This is a genomic window from Ensifer sp. NPDC090286, assembly GCF_044769565.1.
In the GTDB taxonomy this organism is placed as follows: domain Bacteria; phylum Pseudomonadota; class Alphaproteobacteria; order Rhizobiales; family Rhizobiaceae; genus Ensifer.
This window is the reverse complement of the sequence record NZ_JBIVYF010000005.1, coordinates 184518-204341: the sequence shown is the minus strand read 5'-3', so window position 1 is coordinate 204341 and position 19824 is coordinate 184518. Positions and strand designations below refer to the sequence as shown.

At 65.4% G+C, this 19824-nt stretch carries 15 protein-coding genes, 1 pseudogene and 1 riboswitch; of the genes and pseudogenes, 7 read left to right on the top strand and 9 right to left on the bottom strand.

Going from position 1 to position 19824, the window contains the following annotated elements; genetic code table 11:
• Together ACIQUG_RS25175 and ACIQUG_RS25170 are read right to left on the bottom strand one after the other, a co-directional pair.
• Nucleotides 1–1563: a sugar ABC transporter ATP-binding protein gene (locus ACIQUG_RS25175; protein WP_402325198.1), complete on the bottom strand. Its 1563-nt coding sequence runs from the start codon at nucleotides 1561–1563 to the stop codon at nucleotides 1–3.
• 117 nt (nucleotides 1564–1680) lie between these two features.
• Nucleotides 1681–2613, bottom strand: coding sequence for a sugar ABC transporter substrate-binding protein (locus tag ACIQUG_RS25170; RefSeq protein ID WP_402324843.1), 933 nt, complete (start codon nucleotides 2611–2613; stop codon nucleotides 1681–1683).
• Between the two features lie 294 nt (nucleotides 2614–2907).
• On the opposite strand from ACIQUG_RS25170, the gene ACIQUG_RS25165 reads away from it, so the two are divergent.
• Nucleotides 2908–3909, top strand: a complete 1002-nt coding sequence (locus ACIQUG_RS25165; protein WP_402324842.1) for a LacI family DNA-binding transcriptional regulator — start codon at nucleotides 2908–2910, stop codon at nucleotides 3907–3909.
• Between the two features lie 47 nt (nucleotides 3910–3956).
• On the opposite strand, the gene ACIQUG_RS25160 is transcribed toward ACIQUG_RS25165, so the two are convergent.
• From ACIQUG_RS25160 to ACIQUG_RS25135, 6 genes and pseudogenes are all read right to left on the bottom strand, one after another.
• Complete coding sequence (locus tag ACIQUG_RS25160) at nucleotides 3957–4946, bottom strand: beta-ketoacyl-ACP synthase III (RefSeq protein WP_402324841.1); 990 nt, start codon at nucleotides 4944–4946, stop codon at nucleotides 3957–3959.
• On the bottom strand, nucleotides 4943–6211 hold the full coding sequence (locus tag ACIQUG_RS25155; RefSeq protein ID WP_402324840.1) for an adenosylmethionine--8-amino-7-oxononanoate transaminase: 1269 nt from the start codon (nucleotides 6209–6211) through the stop codon (nucleotides 4943–4945). Before ACIQUG_RS25155 ends, ACIQUG_RS25160 begins: the two co-directional genes overlap by 4 nt.
• Complete coding sequence (bioD, locus tag ACIQUG_RS25150; RefSeq protein ID WP_402324839.1) at nucleotides 6208–6846, bottom strand: dethiobiotin synthase; 639 nt, start codon at nucleotides 6844–6846, stop codon at nucleotides 6208–6210. The genes ACIQUG_RS25155 and bioD overlap by 4 nt, the downstream gene beginning before the upstream one ends.
• Nucleotides 6843–7988, bottom strand: coding sequence for an 8-amino-7-oxononanoate synthase (locus tag ACIQUG_RS25145; RefSeq protein ID WP_402324838.1), 1146 nt, complete (start codon nucleotides 7986–7988; stop codon nucleotides 6843–6845). Before ACIQUG_RS25145 ends, bioD begins: the two co-directional genes overlap by 4 nt.
• Nucleotides 7985–8926: pseudogene (gene bioB / locus ACIQUG_RS25140) on the bottom strand (biotin synthase BioB); the annotation flags it as partial. The gene ACIQUG_RS25145 and the pseudogene bioB, both read right to left, overlap by 4 nt.
• A gap of 265 nt (nucleotides 8927–9191) precedes the next feature.
• The gene (locus tag ACIQUG_RS25135; RefSeq protein ID WP_402324837.1) at nucleotides 9192–9428 is read right to left on the bottom strand and encodes a hypothetical protein; all 237 of its coding nucleotides are present in this window, start codon (nucleotides 9426–9428) and stop codon (nucleotides 9192–9194) included.
• Nucleotides 9424–9543: riboswitch (TPP riboswitch) on the top strand. It overlaps the preceding gene by 5 nt.
• 163 nt (nucleotides 9544–9706) lie before the next feature.
• Between ACIQUG_RS25135 and thiO the strand changes: the two genes are divergently transcribed.
• From thiO to ACIQUG_RS25115, 4 genes are read left to right on the top strand one after another with little or no spacing between them, the layout of a single operon-like run.
• On the top strand, nucleotides 9707–10678 hold the full coding sequence (gene thiO, locus ACIQUG_RS25130) for a glycine oxidase ThiO (RefSeq protein ID WP_402324835.1): 972 nt from the start codon (nucleotides 9707–9709) through the stop codon (nucleotides 10676–10678).
• Nucleotides 10675–10872, top strand: coding sequence for a sulfur carrier protein ThiS (gene thiS, locus ACIQUG_RS25125; RefSeq protein ID WP_402324833.1), 198 nt, complete (start codon nucleotides 10675–10677; stop codon nucleotides 10870–10872). The genes thiO and thiS overlap by 4 nt, the downstream gene beginning before the upstream one ends.
• A gap of 3 nt (nucleotides 10873–10875) precedes the next feature.
• The gene (locus tag ACIQUG_RS25120) at nucleotides 10876–11649 is read left to right on the top strand and encodes a thiazole synthase (protein WP_402324832.1); all 774 of its coding nucleotides are present in this window, start codon (nucleotides 10876–10878) and stop codon (nucleotides 11647–11649) included.
• Nucleotides 11646–12251 carry a thiamine phosphate synthase gene (locus ACIQUG_RS25115; RefSeq protein ID WP_402324831.1) on the top strand — a complete coding sequence of 202 codons (606 nt, stop codon included), beginning with the start codon at nucleotides 11646–11648 and terminating at the stop codon, nucleotides 12249–12251. Before ACIQUG_RS25120 ends, ACIQUG_RS25115 begins: the two co-directional genes overlap by 4 nt.
• Nucleotides 12252–12285: 34 nt before the next feature.
• On the opposite strand, the gene ACIQUG_RS25110 is transcribed toward ACIQUG_RS25115, so the two are convergent.
• A complete protein-coding gene (locus ACIQUG_RS25110) occupies nucleotides 12286–13971 on the bottom strand; it encodes an amidohydrolase family protein (RefSeq protein WP_402324830.1) in 1686 nt (561 codons plus the stop codon).
• Nucleotides 13972–14142: 171 nt separating this feature from the next.
• Here ACIQUG_RS25110 and ACIQUG_RS25105 point away from each other — a divergent pair, with 171 nt between their 5' ends.
• Entirely contained in the window at nucleotides 14143–18255 is a 4113-nt protein-coding gene (locus ACIQUG_RS25105) for an AAA family ATPase (RefSeq protein WP_402324828.1), read from the top strand.
• Nucleotides 18252–19811 carry a B12-binding domain-containing radical SAM protein gene (locus tag ACIQUG_RS25100; RefSeq protein ID WP_402324826.1) on the top strand — a complete coding sequence of 520 codons (1560 nt, stop codon included), beginning with the start codon at nucleotides 18252–18254 and terminating at the stop codon, nucleotides 19809–19811. The genes ACIQUG_RS25105 and ACIQUG_RS25100 overlap by 4 nt, the downstream gene beginning before the upstream one ends.
• Nucleotides 19812–19824 lie beyond the last annotated feature (13 nt).

The following is a 19824-nucleotide window of genomic DNA, read 5'->3' as shown; positions in this document are numbered from 1 at the left end:
TTACTGCCTCACCTGTTGCTGCTCGCCCTGGTAGGCAAATTGCAGGATACGTTCTTCGGAGAATTCCGGCCGCGACAGCTCGCCGACGACACGGTGCTGCGACATCACGAGGATGCGGTCCGAGAGGGTCATCAGTTCCGGCAGCTCGGACGAGACGATCAACAACGCCAAGCCGCGTTCGGCGAACTGGCGGATCAGGGCATAAATCTCCGCCTTGGCGCCGACGTCGACGCCGCGTGTCGGCTCGTCGAGCAACAGGACCTTCGGGTTGCGTGCCAGCCATTTGGCGAGCACCACCTTCTGCTGGTTGCCGCCCGAAAGCGTCGCGGCATTCTTGCCGGGGCCGCCATATTTCAGCTTGAGCTCGGCGCCGAGCCGTTCCGTCACTTCGATTTCCGCCTTCCTGTCGAGAATTCCGGCACGCGAGATGTCCGAGAGGGACGCGAGCGTGACATTGGCCGAAATCGGCATATTGAGGATCAGACCCTCCTCCTTCCGGTCCTCGGTCACGAAGCCGATGCCGGCATTGATCGCCTCGCGCGGCGAGCGGAAGGAGGTGCGTTTCCCCTCAAGGAAGAGCTCGCCGGAGAGCGGCAGTTGAGCGGCTGCGATCGCCCGCAGAAGCTCGGTTCGACCGGAGCCGACAAGCCCGGCGATCCCCAGGATTTCGCCCTTGTGCAGTTCAAGTGAAATGCCCTCGGCGTGCGGCGATTGCGGCGGCCGAAACCGGTTAAGCGACAACGCTTGTGCCGGCCGAGCAAACGAGACCACTTCGCTCGCCATCTGCTGCTGCAGTTTGCGGCCCACCATGGCGCGCACCAGCTCATCCTGATTGGTCTCGGCGATCGGCCGCGAGAACACCGTCTCACCGTTGCGCAACACCGTCACCCGGTCGCAGATGCGGAACACTTCGTCGAGATGATGGGACACGAAGACGATCGAGACGCCGCGACTGCGAAGGTCGCTGACGATCTTGAACAGCCGCTCGGTTTCGCGCGATGTCAGCGTCGCCGTCGGTTCGTCGAGGATGAGGATACGGCTTTCCGTCATCAACGCGCGCGCCACCTTGACCAACTGTCGGTGGGCGATGCCGAGGCGCGAGACCGGCCAGTGCACGTCGATATCGCTGAGGCCGATGGCGTCGAGTGCGGCCCGTGCGCCGGCATGCATTTCCGGCCGCCTGACGACGCCGAAGGCGTTGCGCGGCAGATGCTCGATGAAGATGTTCTCCGCCACCGACAGATGGGGCAGAAGGTTGAATTCTTGGTGCACCACCTGGAGGCCGTTGGCCTTGGCCTCGCGCGGTGTTGCCGGCGCGTAAGGCCGGCCCGCGAGATTGATTGCGCCCTCGTCCGGACGGACGATACCGCAGAGAACCTTGATCAAAGTCGATTTGCCGGCACCGTTCTCGCCGATGAGGCCGTGCACTTCGCCCGGCTGAATGGAGAGGCTGACGCCGTTCAGTGCCTTGGTGCCACCGAAGGCCTTCTTGATATCGTGCAGTTCCAGAACCGGCGGCATCGAAACGCCAGCCGCTTCCGCCTTCACGGTTTGCGTGTTCATCATGACCTAGCCCTTTTGAAACGCAGCAATCACGCGCGCAAACCATTGGCTTGCGGCGGATGCTGTCCTTGCCGAAGCGCACCGGGCAGCGCCCGGTGCGCACGCGCGGTCTCAGGGTTATTTCACGTTGTCCTTGGTCACGAGCTCGATGTCGGTCTTCACCCAGCCTTCGAGCTTGGGCCCGCCGGCCACGACTTCGAGCGCCTTGTCGATGGCGTTCGCCGCCATCTGCGAACCGAACTGGTCGACCGTTGCCAAAAGCTTGCCATCCTTCAGCATCGGGGCGACCGCCGGCACATTGTCGAAGCCGACGACCTTGATGTCGTTGCGGCCCGCCGCGTCCAGCGCCTTGACGACACCGATGGCCATGGAATCGTTGGCGGCGAGCACACCCTGGATATCGGGATGTGCCGTCAGCATGGTCGAGAAGACGGAATTGGCCTCTTCCGTTTCCCAATGCGCCGTGCGGGAATCGAGAAGATCGAGCTTGCCTGCCGCGATCGCATCCTCGAAGCCGAGCTTGCGCTGCGCCGCATTGTCGGCGCCCGGATTGCCCTCGAGGATCACGACCTTGCCGCCGGTGCCGAGATCCTTGGCGAGCGCATCACCGACCATCTTGGCGCCGCCGCGATTGTCGGGGCCGACGAAGGCCAGATCGACGCCGGCATCTTTCTTCGCCTGCTCGTCGAGCGAAACGTCGAAATTAATGACGACAATGCCGGCATCCATCGCCTTCTTCAGCGGCGCGACCATTGCACGGGAGTCCGCCGGCGCAATTACGATCGCGTCGACGCCTTGCGTGATGAAGTTCTCGACACCGTTCAACTGGCTTTCGAAATCGGTCTCGTTCTGCATGCCGATGGCTTTGAGTTCGTAGTCGCCACGCTTCTTGGCATGCGCTTCGGCGCCTTCCAGCATGTTCTTGAAGAAGTCGTTGGCCAGCGACTTCATGACGAGGCCGACGACGGGTTTGTCGGCAGCCACGGCAAGCGTCGGCAATGCGGTGGCAACGGTAAGTGCGACGATAGATGCGTACAGGGAAAATTTCATGGGTTCTCCTCCGGTGAAAAGATGGTCCTCCAACCATCGATGAAACGTTTCATCACATGAGCCTGCGTGTTCCGTTTCGAACTTTAGAAGATAGAAAGGCAGCATCGCTGTCAATATGAAACGTTTCATCGAAAAGAAAATTGTGCTGGAAGCTGCTACCCGTTCGCGGCATTCTCTGATTTAAGAGGAAGGCCAGCGCCGTTGGGCGAACCCGCGGTCGCTGGCGCAAGACTTTGATCTGGCGCGCGATTTTCGCTTGTCGCCGGTCGCACATGCGTAAGTGGGAGACAACGTTTGAACCCGACGATCAAGGATGTTGCACAGCGCGCCGGCGTCTCTGTCGGCACGGTTTCGCGTGTGCTTGCCAAGAACAAGACGGTGAGCGAGGACATCAGGGCGAAGGTCGAAGCGACAATCGACGCGATCGGCTACCGGCCGAACATTCTCGGCCGCAGCCTCAGGCTCGCGAAGACCGACATCATCGGCCTCGTCGTGCCCGACATCACCAACCCGTTCTTTGCCGAGCTTGCCAAACAGGTGGAGATGTTGGCCTCCGCCGAGGGCTACTCGGTGCTGCTCGCCAACACCCATGACGACCCGGGCGCCGAGAAGCAGCAGATCGAAACCCTGCTCGGACGCCTGCCGGCCGGGCTGATCCTCGTGCCGGTCAGCAACAGCCTTGCCGACGGGCTGGCGTCGCGCACGCGAACAGTGACAGTCGACCGGCCCTTGAGCGGGCATGCGCTCGTCTCCGTCGACAACCGCCAGGGCGGTTATCTCGCCGCAGACCATCTGCTTTCGCTCGGCCATCGTCGGCTCGGCTACATCAGCGGTCCCGGCACGACCGAGGTCTCCGGCGAGCGCCGCGGCGGCTTCGTTCAACGGCTCGACGAATTCCGGAAGAGCCACCCAGGCGAGTACGTTCAGCCGCAGATCGTCGAGGGCCATTTCGATTACCGCTCGGGCGAAGAACTTGGTAAGCAGCTGCTGACGCAATCCGAAGCAACCCGCCCGACGGCGATCGCCACCGCCAGCGACCAGCAGGCGATCGGCCTGTTGCGCGCTGCCGACGACATGGGGCTTCGGGTTCCGATCGACCTTTCGATCGTCGGCTTCGACGACATCCCGCTGGCCTCTCTGGTGCTGCCGCGGCTCACCACCATTCGCCAGCCGATCGACGAGATCGCCCGGCTGGCGCTTGAAGGCGTGCTCGGCAGCCATGCGCTGCAGGAGGAATACAAGCTGCAGCCAATGCTGATGAAACGCGGCTCGTGCGCTGCGCCCTCAACGCGCTGAAATCACGGCGCCTCGCGATACGGGGCGTTGCCATCCTCGGCGTCTCATCAGATTGCGAGCACCGCCGCCCCTCCCGCAAGCCCCGCGCCGGCCGCCGTCAGCAACAGCTTTTCGCCGGTGATGAAGGGCTTTTGCCGGTGCGACAGGGATAGCGACAGCGGGATGGTCGCAGCCGACGAGTTGCCGTAGTCCGAGATCGTGCGCACCGTTTTCGACGGCGCAATGCCGAGCCGGTCGCAGACGGCATCGAAGATACGCGCATTGGCCTGGTGCGGCACGAAGCGGCTGATATCCGCAGCCACGCAGCCGGCGGCGTCCATGGCGTTGACGGCACAGGCCGTCATCATCTCCACCGCCTGCGCAAACATCTCGCGCCCGTCGCGCATCGTCATCAGCAGATCCTCGGGCCTGGTGTCGGCAGAAAACGGCCTGTTGCTGCCGCCGGCGGCAATCGAGATCAGATCGTAGCGGCTGCCGTCGGCGGCGAGGTCTACGCCGAGCAGACCGGTTTTCGGATCATCGGAGGGAGCGACGACGACGGCACCGGCGGCATCGGCAAAGAGCACGGCGCTCGCCCGTTCGGCCGGGTTGATGCGGCGGCTCAAGACGTTGGCGGCCACCACCAGCACCGGCTTTCCCTGCGTCCGCACGAAGCCGTCGGCAAGCGTCAGGGCGTAGAGGAAGCCCGAACAGGCGCCGGCAAGGTCGATCGCGCCTGCCTTCAAAAGGCAGAGATGGTGGGCAAGCAGGGGCGCGGACGGCGGCAGCAGGTGATCGGGCGTCGAGGTCGCAAGCAGGACCAGGGCGATAGCGTCGGGCGGGGTGCCTGCATCATCGAGCGCCATTGCGCCCGCCTTTGCCGCGAGCCCCGAAAGCGTGTCGTCAGGCGCGGCCCAGCGCCGCTCGCGAATGCCGGTGCGGCGCTCGATCCAGCCGGGCTCAAGCCCGAGCGTCATCTCGATTTCGCCGTTGGCGACACGCCGCTCCGGCACCGCATGGCCGAAACCGACGATCCGGGAGGAGCGAGCCGGCCTCATAGCTGCCCGGCCCCGAAGAGCGACGCCCCCTCGTCGATCGCGTCATAGGCCCGCCCGAGATCGGCATCGGTGACGCAATAGGGCGGCATCAGATAGATGACGTTGCCGAGCGGACGGATCAGCAAACCGCGCCTACGGAAAAACGCCCGGAGCCGCGGGCCGACCTCGGCGAGGTAGCCGCCGGACGGCACCACGAGATCGAGGGCCGTAATGGTGCCGAGTTGGCGGACGTCGGCGAAGCGCGGATCATCAGCGAAGCGCGCCAGATGCCGATGCTGGTGTGCGACCAAGGTTTCTATGCGCGCCTCGACCGGCTCCTGTCTCCAGACGGCGAGATTGGCGAGTGCCGCGGCACAGGCGATCGGGTTGGCCGTGTAGGAACTCGAATGGAAGAAGGTCTTGCGCCGGTCGGCCGAAAGATGCGCCGTAAAGATCTCCGAACTGCAAAGCGTCGCGGCCAGGGGAAGCGCGCCGCCGGTCAGCCCCTTCGAGGTGCAGAGAATATCGGGCGTGATCCCGGCCTGCTCGCAGGCAAACAGGCGGCCCGTCCGCCCCCAACCGGTCATCACCTCGTCGGCGATCAGCAGGCTGCCATGCCGTTCGGCGATGCGTTTGAGCTCGGACAGCACGGAAGCAGGATAGGTCTTCATGCCGCCGGCGCCAAGCAGCAGTGGCTCGATCAACAGGGCGGCAACCTCGCCGGAGGCGCAAGCCCGCTCGAAGGCGTCGAGTGTCGCCTGCTCCCGGCCCGTCTCCGGAAAGGGCAAGCGATCGACGGCGAAGAGCAGCGGCGCGTAGACGGCATTGAAGACGCCTCTTTCGCCCGCCGACATCGTGCCGATCGTGTCGCCGTGATAGCCGTGCTCCAGCACGCAGATGCGGTTTCGCGGCCGGCCGTTGTTGTGGAAGAAGCCGAGCGCCATTTTCAGCGCGACCTCGACCGCGGTCGAACCACTGTCGGAATAGAACACATGGGCGAGCCCGGGCGGGGCGATCTCGATCAGCCCGCGCGCGAGTTCCTCAGCCGGCGCATGGGTATATTCGGCGAAGATGATCTGGTCGTAGGTCTCCGTGGCCTTGCGGATCGCCTCCATGATGGTGGGGTGACGGTGGCCGTGAGTGATGACCCACCAGGACGAAATCGCGTCGAGGATCGACGCGCCGTCCTCGTCGACGAGGTAGGCGCCCTCGGTACCGACGATGCGGCGCATCGCCGGTTCCAGCGCATGCTGGGTGAAGGGATACCAGACGGCGGAGTTTCTCATGCCGGCACCTCCAGGAAATCGGCGATGTTGAAATTTTCAGCGAAGGCGTTGCGCAGGCGGTCGGGCGTCAGCGGATCGAGCCGCGGCAGCCGGCCGAGACGCCGCACGGCGCCAAGTTCGGATATGACCGCTTCGCTGTCCTCCTGCGCGTCGCCGATGAAGGCGACGCCGAGAACGGGAATGGCGCGGCGACGCAGCGCTTCGAGCGACAACAGGGTGTGGTTGATCGTGCCGAGCCCGGTGCGAGCGCAGAGAACCATCGGGATCTGCCAGCGCGCAAAGACATTCGCAAAGACCATGCGCTCCGTCAGCGGCACCAGAAGCCCGCCGGCACCCTCGATCACCAGTGGTCGATCCACCATGGGCGGGGACAGATGTTCCGGGTCGATGGTGACGCCGTCGAGCCGTGCCGACAGATGCGGCGAGGCCGGCGTTGCGAGCCTGTAGGTCTCAGGCAGGATGCAGTCGGCTGATAACCGGCCAAGCCGGGCGACGGTTTCGCTGTCGGTTTCTTCGTCGAGACCTGACTGCACAGGCTTCCAGTAGCAGCCGTCGAGCGCGTCGGTGAGGGCTGCGGAAAAGATGGTCTTGCCGATGCCGGTATCGGTACCGGTGACCACGATACGGGTTTTCATGTCCGCTCCTTGGCGATCGCGCTCTTCAACTGCTGCAGCATCTGCGCGATTGCGGCCTGGTCGGCGTTGAGGGTGATGGCGATCCGAAGACGCGCGGTGCCTTCCGGCACCGTCGGCGGGCGGATTGCCCTGATATCTTGGCCCTCGGCGCGCATGCGGGCGGCGATGCGGAGCGCTCGGCCGTTGTCGCCGATCGGGATGGGCAGGATTTGCGAGCCGCTGCCTTCGATGTCGAGCATCTCGGCGAGCGCCCGGTTGGTGAAGGACCTGAGGCTGTCGAATGCGGCACGGCGCTCCGGCTCATCGACGAGGGCTACGAGCGCTTCACGCACCGCAGCCGCGACGAGCGGCGAAGGCGCGGTCGAATAGATGAAGTTGCGGGCGCGGTTGACGAGATAGTCGCAAAGGACGGCGCCTGCCCCGACCAGCGCGCCGGAAACACCGAGCGCCTTGCCGCAGGTGTGCAGCACGACGACGTTCTCCCGGCCTTCCAACTCCGCCGCCAGACCGCGACCTTCCCGTCCGAAGACGCCGGTCGCGTGCGCCTCGTCGATGACGAGAAAGCCGTCATGCTGCGCGGCAAGCGCGAGGAGGTCGGCAAGCGGCGCGCGGTCGCCATCCATCGAATAGAGGCTTTCGACGGCAATCCACGGGCGCCCCGCTCCGCCGGCCCGACGCCATTTTCCGATGGCATCGGCAAAGGCGCCGACATCGTTGTGCACTGCTGCCACCGCATCGGCCTTGCTTGCGGCGATGCCTTCACGGGCGCTCGCATGGATCAGGGCATCGTGAACGATGAGATCGTCACGCTGCGGCAGCGTCGAAAACAAGGCAGCATTGGCGGCATAGCCGCTGCCGAAAAAGAGCATCCGTTCGGCGCCGAAGAAGGCGGCCGCTTCCGCCTCCAGCGCCTCGTGTTCTTCGTGATTGCCGCGCAACAGCCTTGAGCCGCCGGAGCCGACAGGCACGCCGCGCGCGATTGCGGCCGTTATCGCCGCCTTCAGCCGTGGCGAGGCGGCGAGCGCCAGATAGTCGTTCGAGGTGAAGTCGATCCCGCCGGCGGGGGCAAGAGCGCGCCGGCGGCCCTTGCGTTCGAGGCCCTCCAGCGTCTTCTCGTAGCGCGCAAAAAGACCCGCGGTCATTCCGCCGCGTCCTGCCTTGCCGGCGGAGCCATCGGCTTCAATCCCAGCCGCCGGAAGAGTGCTGCATCGTGGTCCTCGCCGGGATTGTCGGCGGTCAGCAGGGTTTCGCCGACGAAAATAGAATTGGCGCCGGCAAAGAAACAGAGCGCCTGCGTCTCGTCGCTCATGTCGGTGCGTCCGGCCGAAAGCCGGACATGCGATTGCGGCATCAGGATGCGGGCAAGGGCAATGGTGCGGACGAAATCGATCGGATCGACGGGTGCCGCATCGGCCAGCTTAGAGCCCGGGATCGGGATCAGCATGTTGATCGGCACGCTTTCGGGCGGCACCGGCAGGTTGGCGAGGGTCACCAGCATCGAGATCCGGTCGTCGGCCGTCTCGCCCATGCCGAGGATGCCGCCGGCGCAGACCTTGATGCCGGCGTCGCGGACATTGGCGAGCGTCTCCAGCCGGTCGGCAAAGCTGCGGGTGGTGATGATCTCGCTATAGAAGCGTTCGGACGTATCGACATTGTGGTTGTAGTAATCGAGCCCGGCCTCGGCGAGCCGCGCAGACTGGGCCGGCGTCAGCATGCCGAGCGTCATGCAGGTTTCCATGCCGAGCGCCCGCACCCCGCCGACCATGGCGACGATGGCATCCATGTCGCGATCCTTCGGACTGCGCCACGCGGCCCCCATGCAATAGCGGGTCGCGCCGCCGTCGCGCGCCTTGCGCGCCTCGGCAAGCACACGCTCGACCTCCATCAGCTTCGATGCCTTGAGCCCTGTCGGGTAGTGGGCGGACTGGCTGCAGTAGCCGCAATCCTCGGCGCAGCCGCCGGTCTTGATCGAGAGGAGCCGGCTCATCTGAATGGCGTTGGGATCGAACTGCGCACGGTGGACGGTGTGGGCGCGGTAGAGCAGATCGTTGAACGGCAGATTATAGATTTTCTCCGCTTCCGCCTGGGTCCAGCGGGATTGGGCCTTGTCGCCCGGGATAAAATCAGCACCAGTCGGTCGGTTCTTGTCCAGCATTTCAGCTCGTCCTCCAGGTCGTCGCCATCGTAAAATAGATAGAATCCAATATTATCTATAATTTTGTCGGAAACGGAAATTCGCAAGCACCCAAGCGGAGAAATGTTTACATAACATACTCTTCTGGTTGTATTTTTGGATCACATGAAGGTCCGGACGCCGTCGACAGAGGGCGAGGACCGACAATCAATCATTCGCGCGCCAACCCCGAAGTCTCGCGCACGCCGCCACCGAAACCATTGCGAATCCGGACTTCTCCGGCATTCCAAGCTTCACTCCGGTCGGCCAACACTCTTCCTTCCATCACGCCACCGACGCCTCCGCTTTGTCGCCGCAAATTATAGATAATTTTTTCGGCAGTCAGATCACAGTCAGCACGAATGCTGGCTCTTGACAAAAACGGCCCCGAGCGGTCAGCTTGGAGCATTCACCAGGGGTGTCCCGCCAAGGGGCTGAGATTCTGCTATGCGGTTGCGCGGCGCAGTGACCCGTTGAACCTGATCCAGTTCATACTGGCGTAGGGACGGTGCAGATTCGTTGCCGCAAACGTCGCGCTCACGTGACGGATCAATCGGCAGGGCGTCCTTCCCCTCCCCCGCTCGTGAACTGGGTCTCCACCTTTGGAGCCTCGGCATGCACACCGCCAACACCATCCCGCTTCGTTGCCTACGACGGCCCGTTCGCGCCGCACGGGAGCGCTGAGCGATGCGGGTCCTCGTGAAAGGTGCCGGCGTCGCGGGGCTCTGTCTGGCCCATGAACTCAGCGCCCGCGGTGTCGCGGTGACGGTCGTCGAGCGTAAGCCAGGTTTTGCCGGTGCGGCCTCCTGGTGTGCCGGCGGCATGCTGGCGCCCTGGTGCGAGCGCGAAAGCGCCGAAGAGGCGGTGCTGACGAAGGGTATCGGCGCCATCGACTGGTGGGACGACGTCCTGCCAGGCGAAGTTTCCCGCAACGGTACGCTGGTCGTCGCCCCGCCACGGGACGCCGGCGAACTCAGGCGCTTTGCCTCGCGCACCTCCGGCTTCGAATGGCTCGACACAGCGGCGATCGAACGGCTGGAACCGACACTTGCCGGGCGCTTCCGAGAGGCCTTGTTCTTTCCGGGAGAGGCGCATCTCGACCCGCGCCGGGCGATCGCCCGGCTGCGGAAGAAGCTTGTCGATCGCGGCATCGCCTTCGTCACCGAGGCGAGCGACAACGGACAGCACGATCTCGTCGCCGACTGCACCGGTGCGGCACGTATCGGTGACACGCCCGGCCTGCGCGGCGTGCGCGGCGAAATGCTCTATCTTGAGACAAGCGACGTGGAACTGTCGCGGCCCGTCAGGCTCATTCATCCGCGCATCCCGCTCTACATCGTGCCGCGCGGCGGCGGCCTCTTCATGTGCGGGGCGACGATGATCGAGACGGATGACGGCGGACCGATCACCGCCCGTTCGCTCATGGAACTGCTGAACGCCGCCTATGCCCTGCATCCGGCCTTCGGCGAAGCGCGCCTCGTCGAGACCGGCGCCGGCGTCCGCCCCGCCTTCGCTGACAACCTGCCGCGTGCCCTGCGCGCCGGGCAGACCATCACGATCAACGGACTTTACCGCCACGGCTTCCTGCTTTCGCCGGCCCTGGCGGCGGAAGCAGCCGACCTTGCGCTTGCGCGGGACCTGAAGGGAGATGCCGCATGAGACTGACCGTCAATGGCGAGGATCACGACCTCGCCGTCGCCACCCTCGCCGAGCTTCTGACCGCGCTCGATTTCGAGGGCGACTGGCTCGCCACCGCCGTCAACGGCGAACTGGTGCACCGGGCCGACCGTCCGGGTCATGCGCTTTGCGACCGAGACCGCATCGAAATTCTCTCGCCGATGAAAGGAGGCTGAGACATGCTGACGCTTTATGGACAGGACCTGCGCTCGAGACTGCTTCTCGGCACCGCCCGCTATCCCTCCCCCGCCGTGCTCGAAGATGCGGTGCGATCCTCGGGCACCGAGATCGTCACGGTCTCGCTTCGGCGCGAAACTGCCGGGGGCCGCCAGGGCGGCGCCTTCTTCGAACTGATCCGGGCGCTCGGGGTGCACGTGCTGCCGAACACTGCCGGCTGCCATTCGGTGTCCGAGGCGGTGCTGACGGCCAAGATGGCGCGCGAGGTTTTCGGCACCAACTGGCTGAAGCTCGAAGTGATCGGCCACCACGACACGCTGCAGCCCGATGTCTTCGGGCTGGTCGAGGCGGCGCGCATCCTCTCGGCCGAAGGGTTCGAGGTCTTTCCCTACACCACGGATGATCTGGTGGTTGCCGAGCGACTCTTGGAAGCCGGCTGCAAGGTGCTGATGCCCTGGTGCGCGCCGATCGGCAGCGCCATGGGGCCGCAGAACATCCAGGCGCTTCGGGCAATGCGGGCGAACTTCCCCGATGTGCCGCTGATCGTCGATGCCGGCATCGGCCGGCCCTCGCACGCAACGACGGTGATGGAGCTCGGCTTCGCCGCCGTCCTGCTCAACACGGCCGTCGCCGGCGCCGCCAGGCCCGCGCTGATGGCCTCGGCGTTTGCGGGCGCGATCGATGCCGGGCGGCAGGCCTTCGAGGCAGGCATGCTCGAACCGCGCGATTTTGCCGTTCCTTCCACCCCCGTCATCGGAAAGGCGGTGTTTGCGTGAAACTCGACCCCTTCTACCTTATCGTCGACAGCGCGGCCTGGATCGAGCGGCTGGTGCCGCTCGGCGTCAAGCTGGTACAGCTGCGCGTCAAGGATCGTCCGGAAGCGGAGATCCGCCGCGAGATCCGCGCGGCCAAGGCTGTTTGCGACGAGCAGGGCTGCCAGCTCATCGTCAACGACTACTGGCAGTTGGCGATCGCCGAAGGCTGCGACTTCGTCCATCTCGGTCAGGAGGACCTGGCGGAGGCCGACCTTGCTGCTATCCGCGCCGCCGGCCTGAAGCTCGGCCTCAGCACCCATGACGAGGTGGAACTGGAGACGGCGCTGGCAGCCGACCCGGACTACATCGCACTTGGGCCGGTCTACCCGACCAGCCTCAAGGCGATGAAGTGGGCGCCGCAGGGACTGCCGCGCCTTGCCGCCTGGCGGAGCCGCGTCGGGTCCCTGCCGCTGGTCGCTATCGGCGGCCTCAACGTCGAGCGGATTGCCGGCGTCTTCGAGCACGGCGCCGACATCGCCGCCGTGGTGACGGACATCACCCGCAATGCCGACCCGGAAGGCCGGACCCGCGAATGGATTACCAGGACTGCACCGTGGCGATGAGCAGGTGCCAGATCGCGGGCGTCGATCTCCGCGGTCAGGCGATCTCCAGCTGCGAGAGCCAGGAGGCATCCAGGCCGCGCTTGCGGCAATAGGTGGCGAGCCGCTGGCGGGTCGGCCCCGGCCGGTCGAGGCCGAGGTAGCGGGAGGCGTTCTTCCAGAAGATGTTCTGCTGGTCCTCCTCGCTGACATTGGCCTCTTTCAGCTGCTGGGCGATCCGCGGGACATAGGCGTTGTAGTCCTTCTCCAGCGCCATCATCGACCAGTCGGTGCCGAACATCAGATGGCGCGCACCGGGATCGTAGTCCTTCAGCCATTTGTCGAGCAGCGCGCGGATCTTTTCGTGCAGCCCGGGCGTGTTGTCGGTGACGAGTTCGCTGAGGTAGCTCAGGTCGGCAAACAGGTTCGGCCGGCGCCCGTGGTCGATCGTCCTGCCGATGATGTCCTCCCAGGTCGGCGGGCCGGAGAACTTGTCTTTCGCGCAGGACACCATGACCCCCGTCGGCGCGCCAGGGCGAATGACTTCATCGAAGGCGCCGAAATGCGCGAGGTTGATGCGCAAGTCATTGTAACGGTTGGTATCGAGCAGCTTCTTCCAGTAGGCGGGGCTCGCCATGTTGCCATAGCCGCAGCCGGCGCCGATGCTGTTTTCCGCATGCGCCATGATCGGCACGCTGTTGTCGCGGCACCAGTCGTAGAGCCGCTTCAGCGCCGCATCGATCGCCGGATCCGCATTGCCCCAGGCCTTGAAGCCCATCGGCGGGTAGATCTTCACGCCGATGAAGCCCTTTTCCATGATCGCATAGCGGACGTTTTCCAGCGACGAGCCGCGCTTCTGCGCCTCCCGGTGCGGATCGAAGCCGACGAAGCTGTGCATGTGGATGCCATGCCGCTTGATCACCAGTTGCTGGATCTCGTCCATCACGTCGATCTGGTCGCGCTGCGGCGACGCCCTGCCGCCGATCGATTTCTCGAAATCGAGGATGCTCGGCGTGATCATTGAAAATCGGCATTTCGACGCGAAGATCCGGGCATAGGTTTCCGCGAGGTTTTCCCGGTAGTCCTGCATGAGGCGAACGAAGGAAAGGTAGTTGCCGATCTGGTCGTGGGCCTTGGCGGCCGACGCGAGCGCATCGACATCCGTCTCCTCCACGCTGCCGGAGCGCCGCTGCAGGCCCTGCGGCAGGCCGGGGGCGCCGCCGATCTGTTCCAGCAGGCCCTGATAATCCGGCGTTTCGGCGCCGCTTCGTGCGGTCAACGACGCGCGCTGCTCGCCCGCTAGCGCCACCAGTTGCTTGACGGCGGTGCGCAACTGCTCGTCCTTCTGCCGCTCGAACTCGGCGTCGGACGGGCGCGGCATCCGCCTCTTGAGAATGGCGTCCTCGACCTTGGCCTTGGGCGCGACGTCGCCAAGGGCCGTCACGAGAAAGACCACCAGGGCGTTTTCCAGGCGCTTCGACTGTAGAGGATCGGCGGAGAGCCTCGCCTCCGGCAGCTTTTCCCGCAGCGCCACATAGCGCACCAGACCTTCCACCGGCACATCGGCCGCGTTGAAGAAATGGCAGTGAACGTCGACGATCGGATAGGGCAGCTCGCAGGCCGCAGCCGGTGGCCAGTCGTGTCGGCATCCCGAAAGCACATTCGCCATCACGCCTGCCGAGAACAGCCGCAAGACATTGCGGCGTGTCACGGCGGCGACCGGACCACCCCAGTCGACCCCCATCGTCCCCTCCTGTTGCGAGACCCCCTCGAACAATCGGGCAAACATTACTCCGTTCGCAAGCGGCGTGGAACAGATATTTACTTGCCGTTACTGGAACCCCGTAGGTCAACACGGGCGGACTTTAAGTGCGAAAGGAGGCATGTTACTCTAAAATCTTGGGGAGAATTTTGCGTGGTAGGTGGCGCCGGCAAGAATGAATTCCAACGTTACCTGTCGGGAGCCCTGGTTCGATGGTCTGCCCCGGCGGCGACGGATTCGGCTGGCCCGACGCGCGAGGACTTTCCCGGCACATTGCTGTTCGCCGACATTTCCGGCTTTACCCGGCTGACCGCTAAATGGTCCGAAAGCGACCGCGCCGCCGGCGCCGAACGGGTGAGCCGGCTGCTCAACGGCTACATGGGACCACTCGTCCGGCATATCGAGGAACATGGCGGCACGGTGCTGAGCTTTGCCGGCGACAGCCTGCTTGCCGGCTGGCAGGCTGCCTCCGACAGCGAGCTGGAGCAGGCCGCCTGGCGCAGCTGCTATTGCGCCGGCCGCATCCGTGAAGAGATCGGCGGCCCCGGCGGGCCGGAGGACGCGCTGCAACTACGCATCGCCGTCGGCGTCGGCACCATCACCCTGCTGCACCTCGTTCCCCGTGTCGATCAGCGCTGGCTGATCGTCGGCGGCGACTGTCTGGCGCAGGCGGACCATTGCGGCCTTTTGAGCGATGCCGGCGAAATTCTCGTCTCCGACGCCGTGTGGCGGCTGATCGGCAAGCGGGCAACAGGCGCGCCCGGCCGGGAAGGCACCGCCCGCCTCGAACGCATCGATCCCTATTCGACCGCGACCAGGCCACCCCGCGCCCTTTCGGGCGCCGCCAGCAAGCGGCTGGAAACCTATCTGCCGCTTTCGCTGCGCGGCCGGCTTCTGTCGCCGCTTTCGGAGTGGCTGGCGGACCTGAGAACCGTGACCGCCCTGTTCGTGCATATCGTCGGCCCGGACCTCGAGAAAGATCTCGACCGGCTGAACCAGCTCGTCGCGCGATCGATCGCCGTCGTCGGCCGCACCGGCGGAGAAATCCTCCATACGGCACTTCACGCAAACAGTCTCGAGATCTTCGCGGTCTTCGGCCTGCCCGGCCCCAAACATGCAGACAACGCACGTCGCGCGATCGTTGCCGCACTGCGTCTTTCAGGCGAGCTCGACGATCCCGATATCGGCCTTTCGGCCGGCATTTCCACCGGCGAGAGCTTCTGCGGCGCGCTTGGCGCCAGCCACCGCGCGGACTACACGGTGGTCGGCGCCGCCGTGAACATGGCCGCACGCCTGGCAAGCGTCGCCGCCGGGCGCATCCTCGTCGACCAGGCGACGGCCAAGGAGACGGCCAGCCAGATCGCTTTCTCCGGACCGTGGTCGCTGGCCATACCGGGTGTGCGCGGCGGCGTGTCCGCCTTCGCGCCGATCGCCGAGACGGTCGCGACGATCGACACCAAGTCGCCGGCACTCCTCAACCGCGCAGCCGAAATGACGGCCCTTTCGGCCTATCTCGACAGCGCGCCCAGGGGGTCCGGCATCATGATCGTCAAGGGCGATTCCGGCGTCGGGAAGTCGGCCCTGCTGCGCGCCTTCGTGGAGCGCTGTCGCGACCGCGGCAGCCGCGTGCTCGTCGGCAATGCCGACGACATCGAGAGCGACGTGCCCTATTTTGCCTGGCGCGGGGTCATCCGCGACCTGCTCGGCATCGGCGACCTGCGCGGCGCCGAGGCCACGGACCAGGTGGGGCTCTTCTTTGCCGAGAGACCGGAGCTTGCGTCCCTTGCGCCGCTGCTCAACGACGCCATCAACCTCACCTTGCCGGACACACCGGAGACGCGGGCCATGTCCGGTGACGGGCGCTCCCACCGGCTGCGCGAACTGCTGAGCGAACTCATGACCGACAGCCTCGCCGGAGGGCAGGGCTTCGTCGTACTTGAAGATGTGCACTGGCTCGACGAGGCGTCCGGTCAGTTGCTGGGGCGGCTGGTTTCAGGGGCGGCACCGGTACCGGTCGTCGTGTCGACCCGGACGACCCGCACGCAGGAAGACCTGACCCGGTGGACCGGCCTGCACCATAACGGCGCCCAGACGCTCGATCTTTTGCCGCTCGATTTCGAGGGCACGATCGCGCTCGTTCGCGCATCGATCGGCAGCAACTCGCCCGCCGACGGCTTCGGTGAGGCGGTCTATGCGCAATCGGCCGGAAACCCGCTGCTGATCTGCGAGATCTGCCGGATGATCGGCGAGCGCCGGCTGCCCAAGGCGGCCGAGCCTGCCGCAGCCGTCTCGCTGCTCTCCGAGCCCCGCTCGAACGATGCGACCCTGCTCAACACCGCCAAGGTGACCGTGATTGCCCGGACCGACCAGCTTCCGGCGGAGCTGCAAGTGCTGCTGAAGATCGCAAGCGCCATGGGCGCGACCTTCTCGCTTGCCGAGCTTGGCGCGCTGCCCCCGATCAGGAAGACGGCACTGGACATCGAGGCGAGCATCGAGCGGCTGCAGGCGGCGCACCTGATCAAGCCTGCCGACGACCGCCCGGGCCGGTTCATGTTCAGCCATGCCGTCATCCGCCAGGCGATCTACGAGAGCCTGTTGTCGGAACAGCGCCATGAAGCGCATCGCGCCATCGCCAAGGCGATGGAAGAAGGCGGGCAGCCGGACAATGCCGAAAACCTGCCGCGCGTGCTCAGCCACTGGGAGCGCGCCGGCGACGCCGCGCAGGCCTTCAACTATCTGGACCGCGTTGCCGAACTGCGGCTGCGCCAGTTCGACAACGCCGCCGTCGTCGACCTGATCGAACGCTTCTTCAAGACGGCGCGCGACCTTTCGATCACCATTCTACCGGCCAGACGGGCGGCCGCCTGTTTCCTGCTCGGCGAAGCCAGCCTCAATCTTGGCCGCGCCGAAGCGGCCCGCCATGCCTATGAGGAAGGCCTGCGGCTTTCCGGCCTGCCGCTGCCGCGCACCTCCGCCGGCCTCGCGCTGCATCTCGTGCTCGATCTCGCCGAACAGGTGTGGCGCCGCACCACCCATCGCGACGCGGACTGGATCCTGAAACGTGAAATCTCGCGATCGCCGTCCGATCCCTTCCTGCTGGCGGCGAAGGCGCATGAGGACCTGACACGGATCTACTACTTCACCAGCGAGAAGCTGCGGCTGATCCATGCGACGCTGCGAGCGACGAACCTTGCCGAGAGAAACAAATACGTCTCGCCGACGACCGCCGCCAATTACGCCAGCCTCGGCGCCATCTGCGGCGTGATCCCGCTGCACAGCCAGGCCGAACACTACAGCCGGCTGGCGGCGGCATTGTCCGAACGCGTCGACCAGTTGGGAACGCGCGTGCGCGTCGACCTGCTGTCGGGCATGTACCAGATCGGCATCGGTCATTGGCACGCGGGCAAGCGGGCCTTCGAGGCTGGCCTCAACAATGCGGCGACGGTCGGCGACCTGAGGCGCTGGTGCGAGGTGGCGGTCGGGCTGGAGACGATTTCCGGCCCATGGCTTTTGACCTCCGCCTTCGAGGGCATCGCGCCCTGGGAGATCCTCGTGCAACGGATCTGCGAGGAAGGACGCCGGCGCGGGGACATGCAGGTGCTCGGCTGCGGCCTGCTCGGCCGTCTCCGGGGCCATGCGGCGCTTGGCCGGTGGAACGCGATCGAGACCGACCTCGACGAACTCGAACAGATCCTTCGCGAAAAGGGCGACGGGCTGGAACTCGTCCATTCGATCGAAGGCGCATCGCTCCTGAGCGAGGCCGCGCGGCGACGGGGCAACACGACGGAGGCCGCAAGCTGGCTCGAGCGGGCGCTATCCTGGTGCGAGACGCTCAACCCGGCGATGAAGACGCGGACGCTGCCGGCGCTTGCCCGTCTCTTCGATGTCGCAAGCGACCCCGATGGCGGCGACCTGCTGGCAGCTCAGCTTGTCCTTAGAAAACTCGAGCGCTTCGCGCGGGTCTACCCGATCGGCCGTCCGGCGGCGGCGCTCGGCGAAGCGACCCTGCACCTGCGCCGCGGCCAGCAACGCCGCGCCGAGCGCGTCACCCAATATGCCTTCGCGGAAGCGATCCGCCTGGAGATGCCGGCCGTGGCGCTCGCCGCCCTGCAGCATGCCGCCGGCCCCCGGGATGCCGAATCGCGCCAGGCGTTCGAGACGATGTTTTCTCTGCGCCGGGCCACCTGGTGCGAGGTTCTTCCGCTTGGTCAAACCGACCAGGCGCCGGATGTCCAGTTTGCCAGATCCCAGGGAAGCCGCGCATGAACCGTACCAGTCCTCCCCGCATCCTGATCGTGCTTGCCCATTTCGATGAAACCCGGAACCCCAGGGGCCGCCCCGACTTCATTCCCCAGGGAACCGGTCACCTGTTCCTGGCGGGCGCCTTCGCCCGCGACCGCGTGGATCTTCGCGCCTATAGCGAGTTCCACGACGGACCACTCGTCGACGAGGCAGCCTTCGCCGAACTCGACATGCTGGTGCTGACCGGCGTGACCGCGGCCTTCGACCGGATGCAGCACCTGACGGCCTATGCCCGCACCAAGTCGCCCGGTTGCGTCGTCGTCGCTGGCGGGCCGGTCGTGCGCAATCTGCCGGTTTCGAGCGCCGAGACCTTCGATTACGCCTGCGACGGCGACGTCGAGGAGATGCAGGCGGTCATCCGGGAGGTGTTTGGCGAATGGGCCGTCTCCGAGACGATCCTGCCGCGCTTCGACCTTGCCAATTGGCGCGGTCCGGTCAGCTACGTCGAGACGAGCCGCTACTGCAATTTCAAGTGCAGCTTCTGTGCGTTGACCGCCGAAGGCCGGCGCTACCACAGCTACGACCCCGTCTATATCGAGGCGCAGCTGCGCAACGCCCCGCCGAAGAAATACGTGCTGTTCATCGACAACAACTTCTACGGCAACAGCAAGGACGTCTTCCATGCCAAGCTCGAGGTGATCCGCTCGCTGTGGCGACAGGGCCTGTTTCAGGGCTGGATCGCCCTTGTCACCGGCGACTTCTACCGCGATCCGCAAAATCTCGAAGCGGTGCGGGCGGCCGGCTGTCTCGGTCTGTTCAGCGGCGTCGAGACGCTGAGCGAAGCGCAGCTGAAGCGCTACCAGAAGAAGCAGAACCTGGTGGTGCCGCAGCTGGAGGCGATCAAGACCTGCCTCAATGCCGGCGTCGCCTTCCAGTATGGCCTGATGTTCGACCCGTCGTCGCAGACGATCGAGGCGATGCAGGAAGAACTCTCCTTCATCACCGGCGAAACCACGATGCCTTTGCCGGCGTTCCTGAGCCTAACGATCCCGCTGCTCGGCACGCCGCTCTTCGACGAATGCGTCGCCGACGAACGCTTCCTGCCCTCGGCCAAGCTGCGTGACATGGATGGGTTCACCCTGATGACCCGTCCGCTCGACGGTCTCGAGGAGGTGGCGCTCTTTGCCCGCAAGCTGTCGCGCCTCGATGGCAACCGAGCCAGGATCCTGCGCCATTGCCTGGGGTTCTACCGCAACTACCGCCATTCGCTTTCCGGGCGGCAGATGATCCATCTGCTTGCCAACAGCCTGCGCCTGGCGCTTCCTTCCGTCCTCCATCGCCACGGCCTGCCGACGCGCTCGGGCAGCGACGAAAATCTCACCTACGTGACGACGACGCAGCCGCTCGGCCCGCTCTACACGCCGGCCTTCCGGGTCGGAGAATGTTTCCGTTCGCATTTTGCGCCGACGATGATCACCGACGCGTCCGGCGCGCTCGACGAAACCATCGCCCGCAACCTCGAATTCCGCAACAGCCGCCGGCAACGGACGGGTACCGGCATCGAACATTCGTCCGGCTGAAGGCGCCACCACG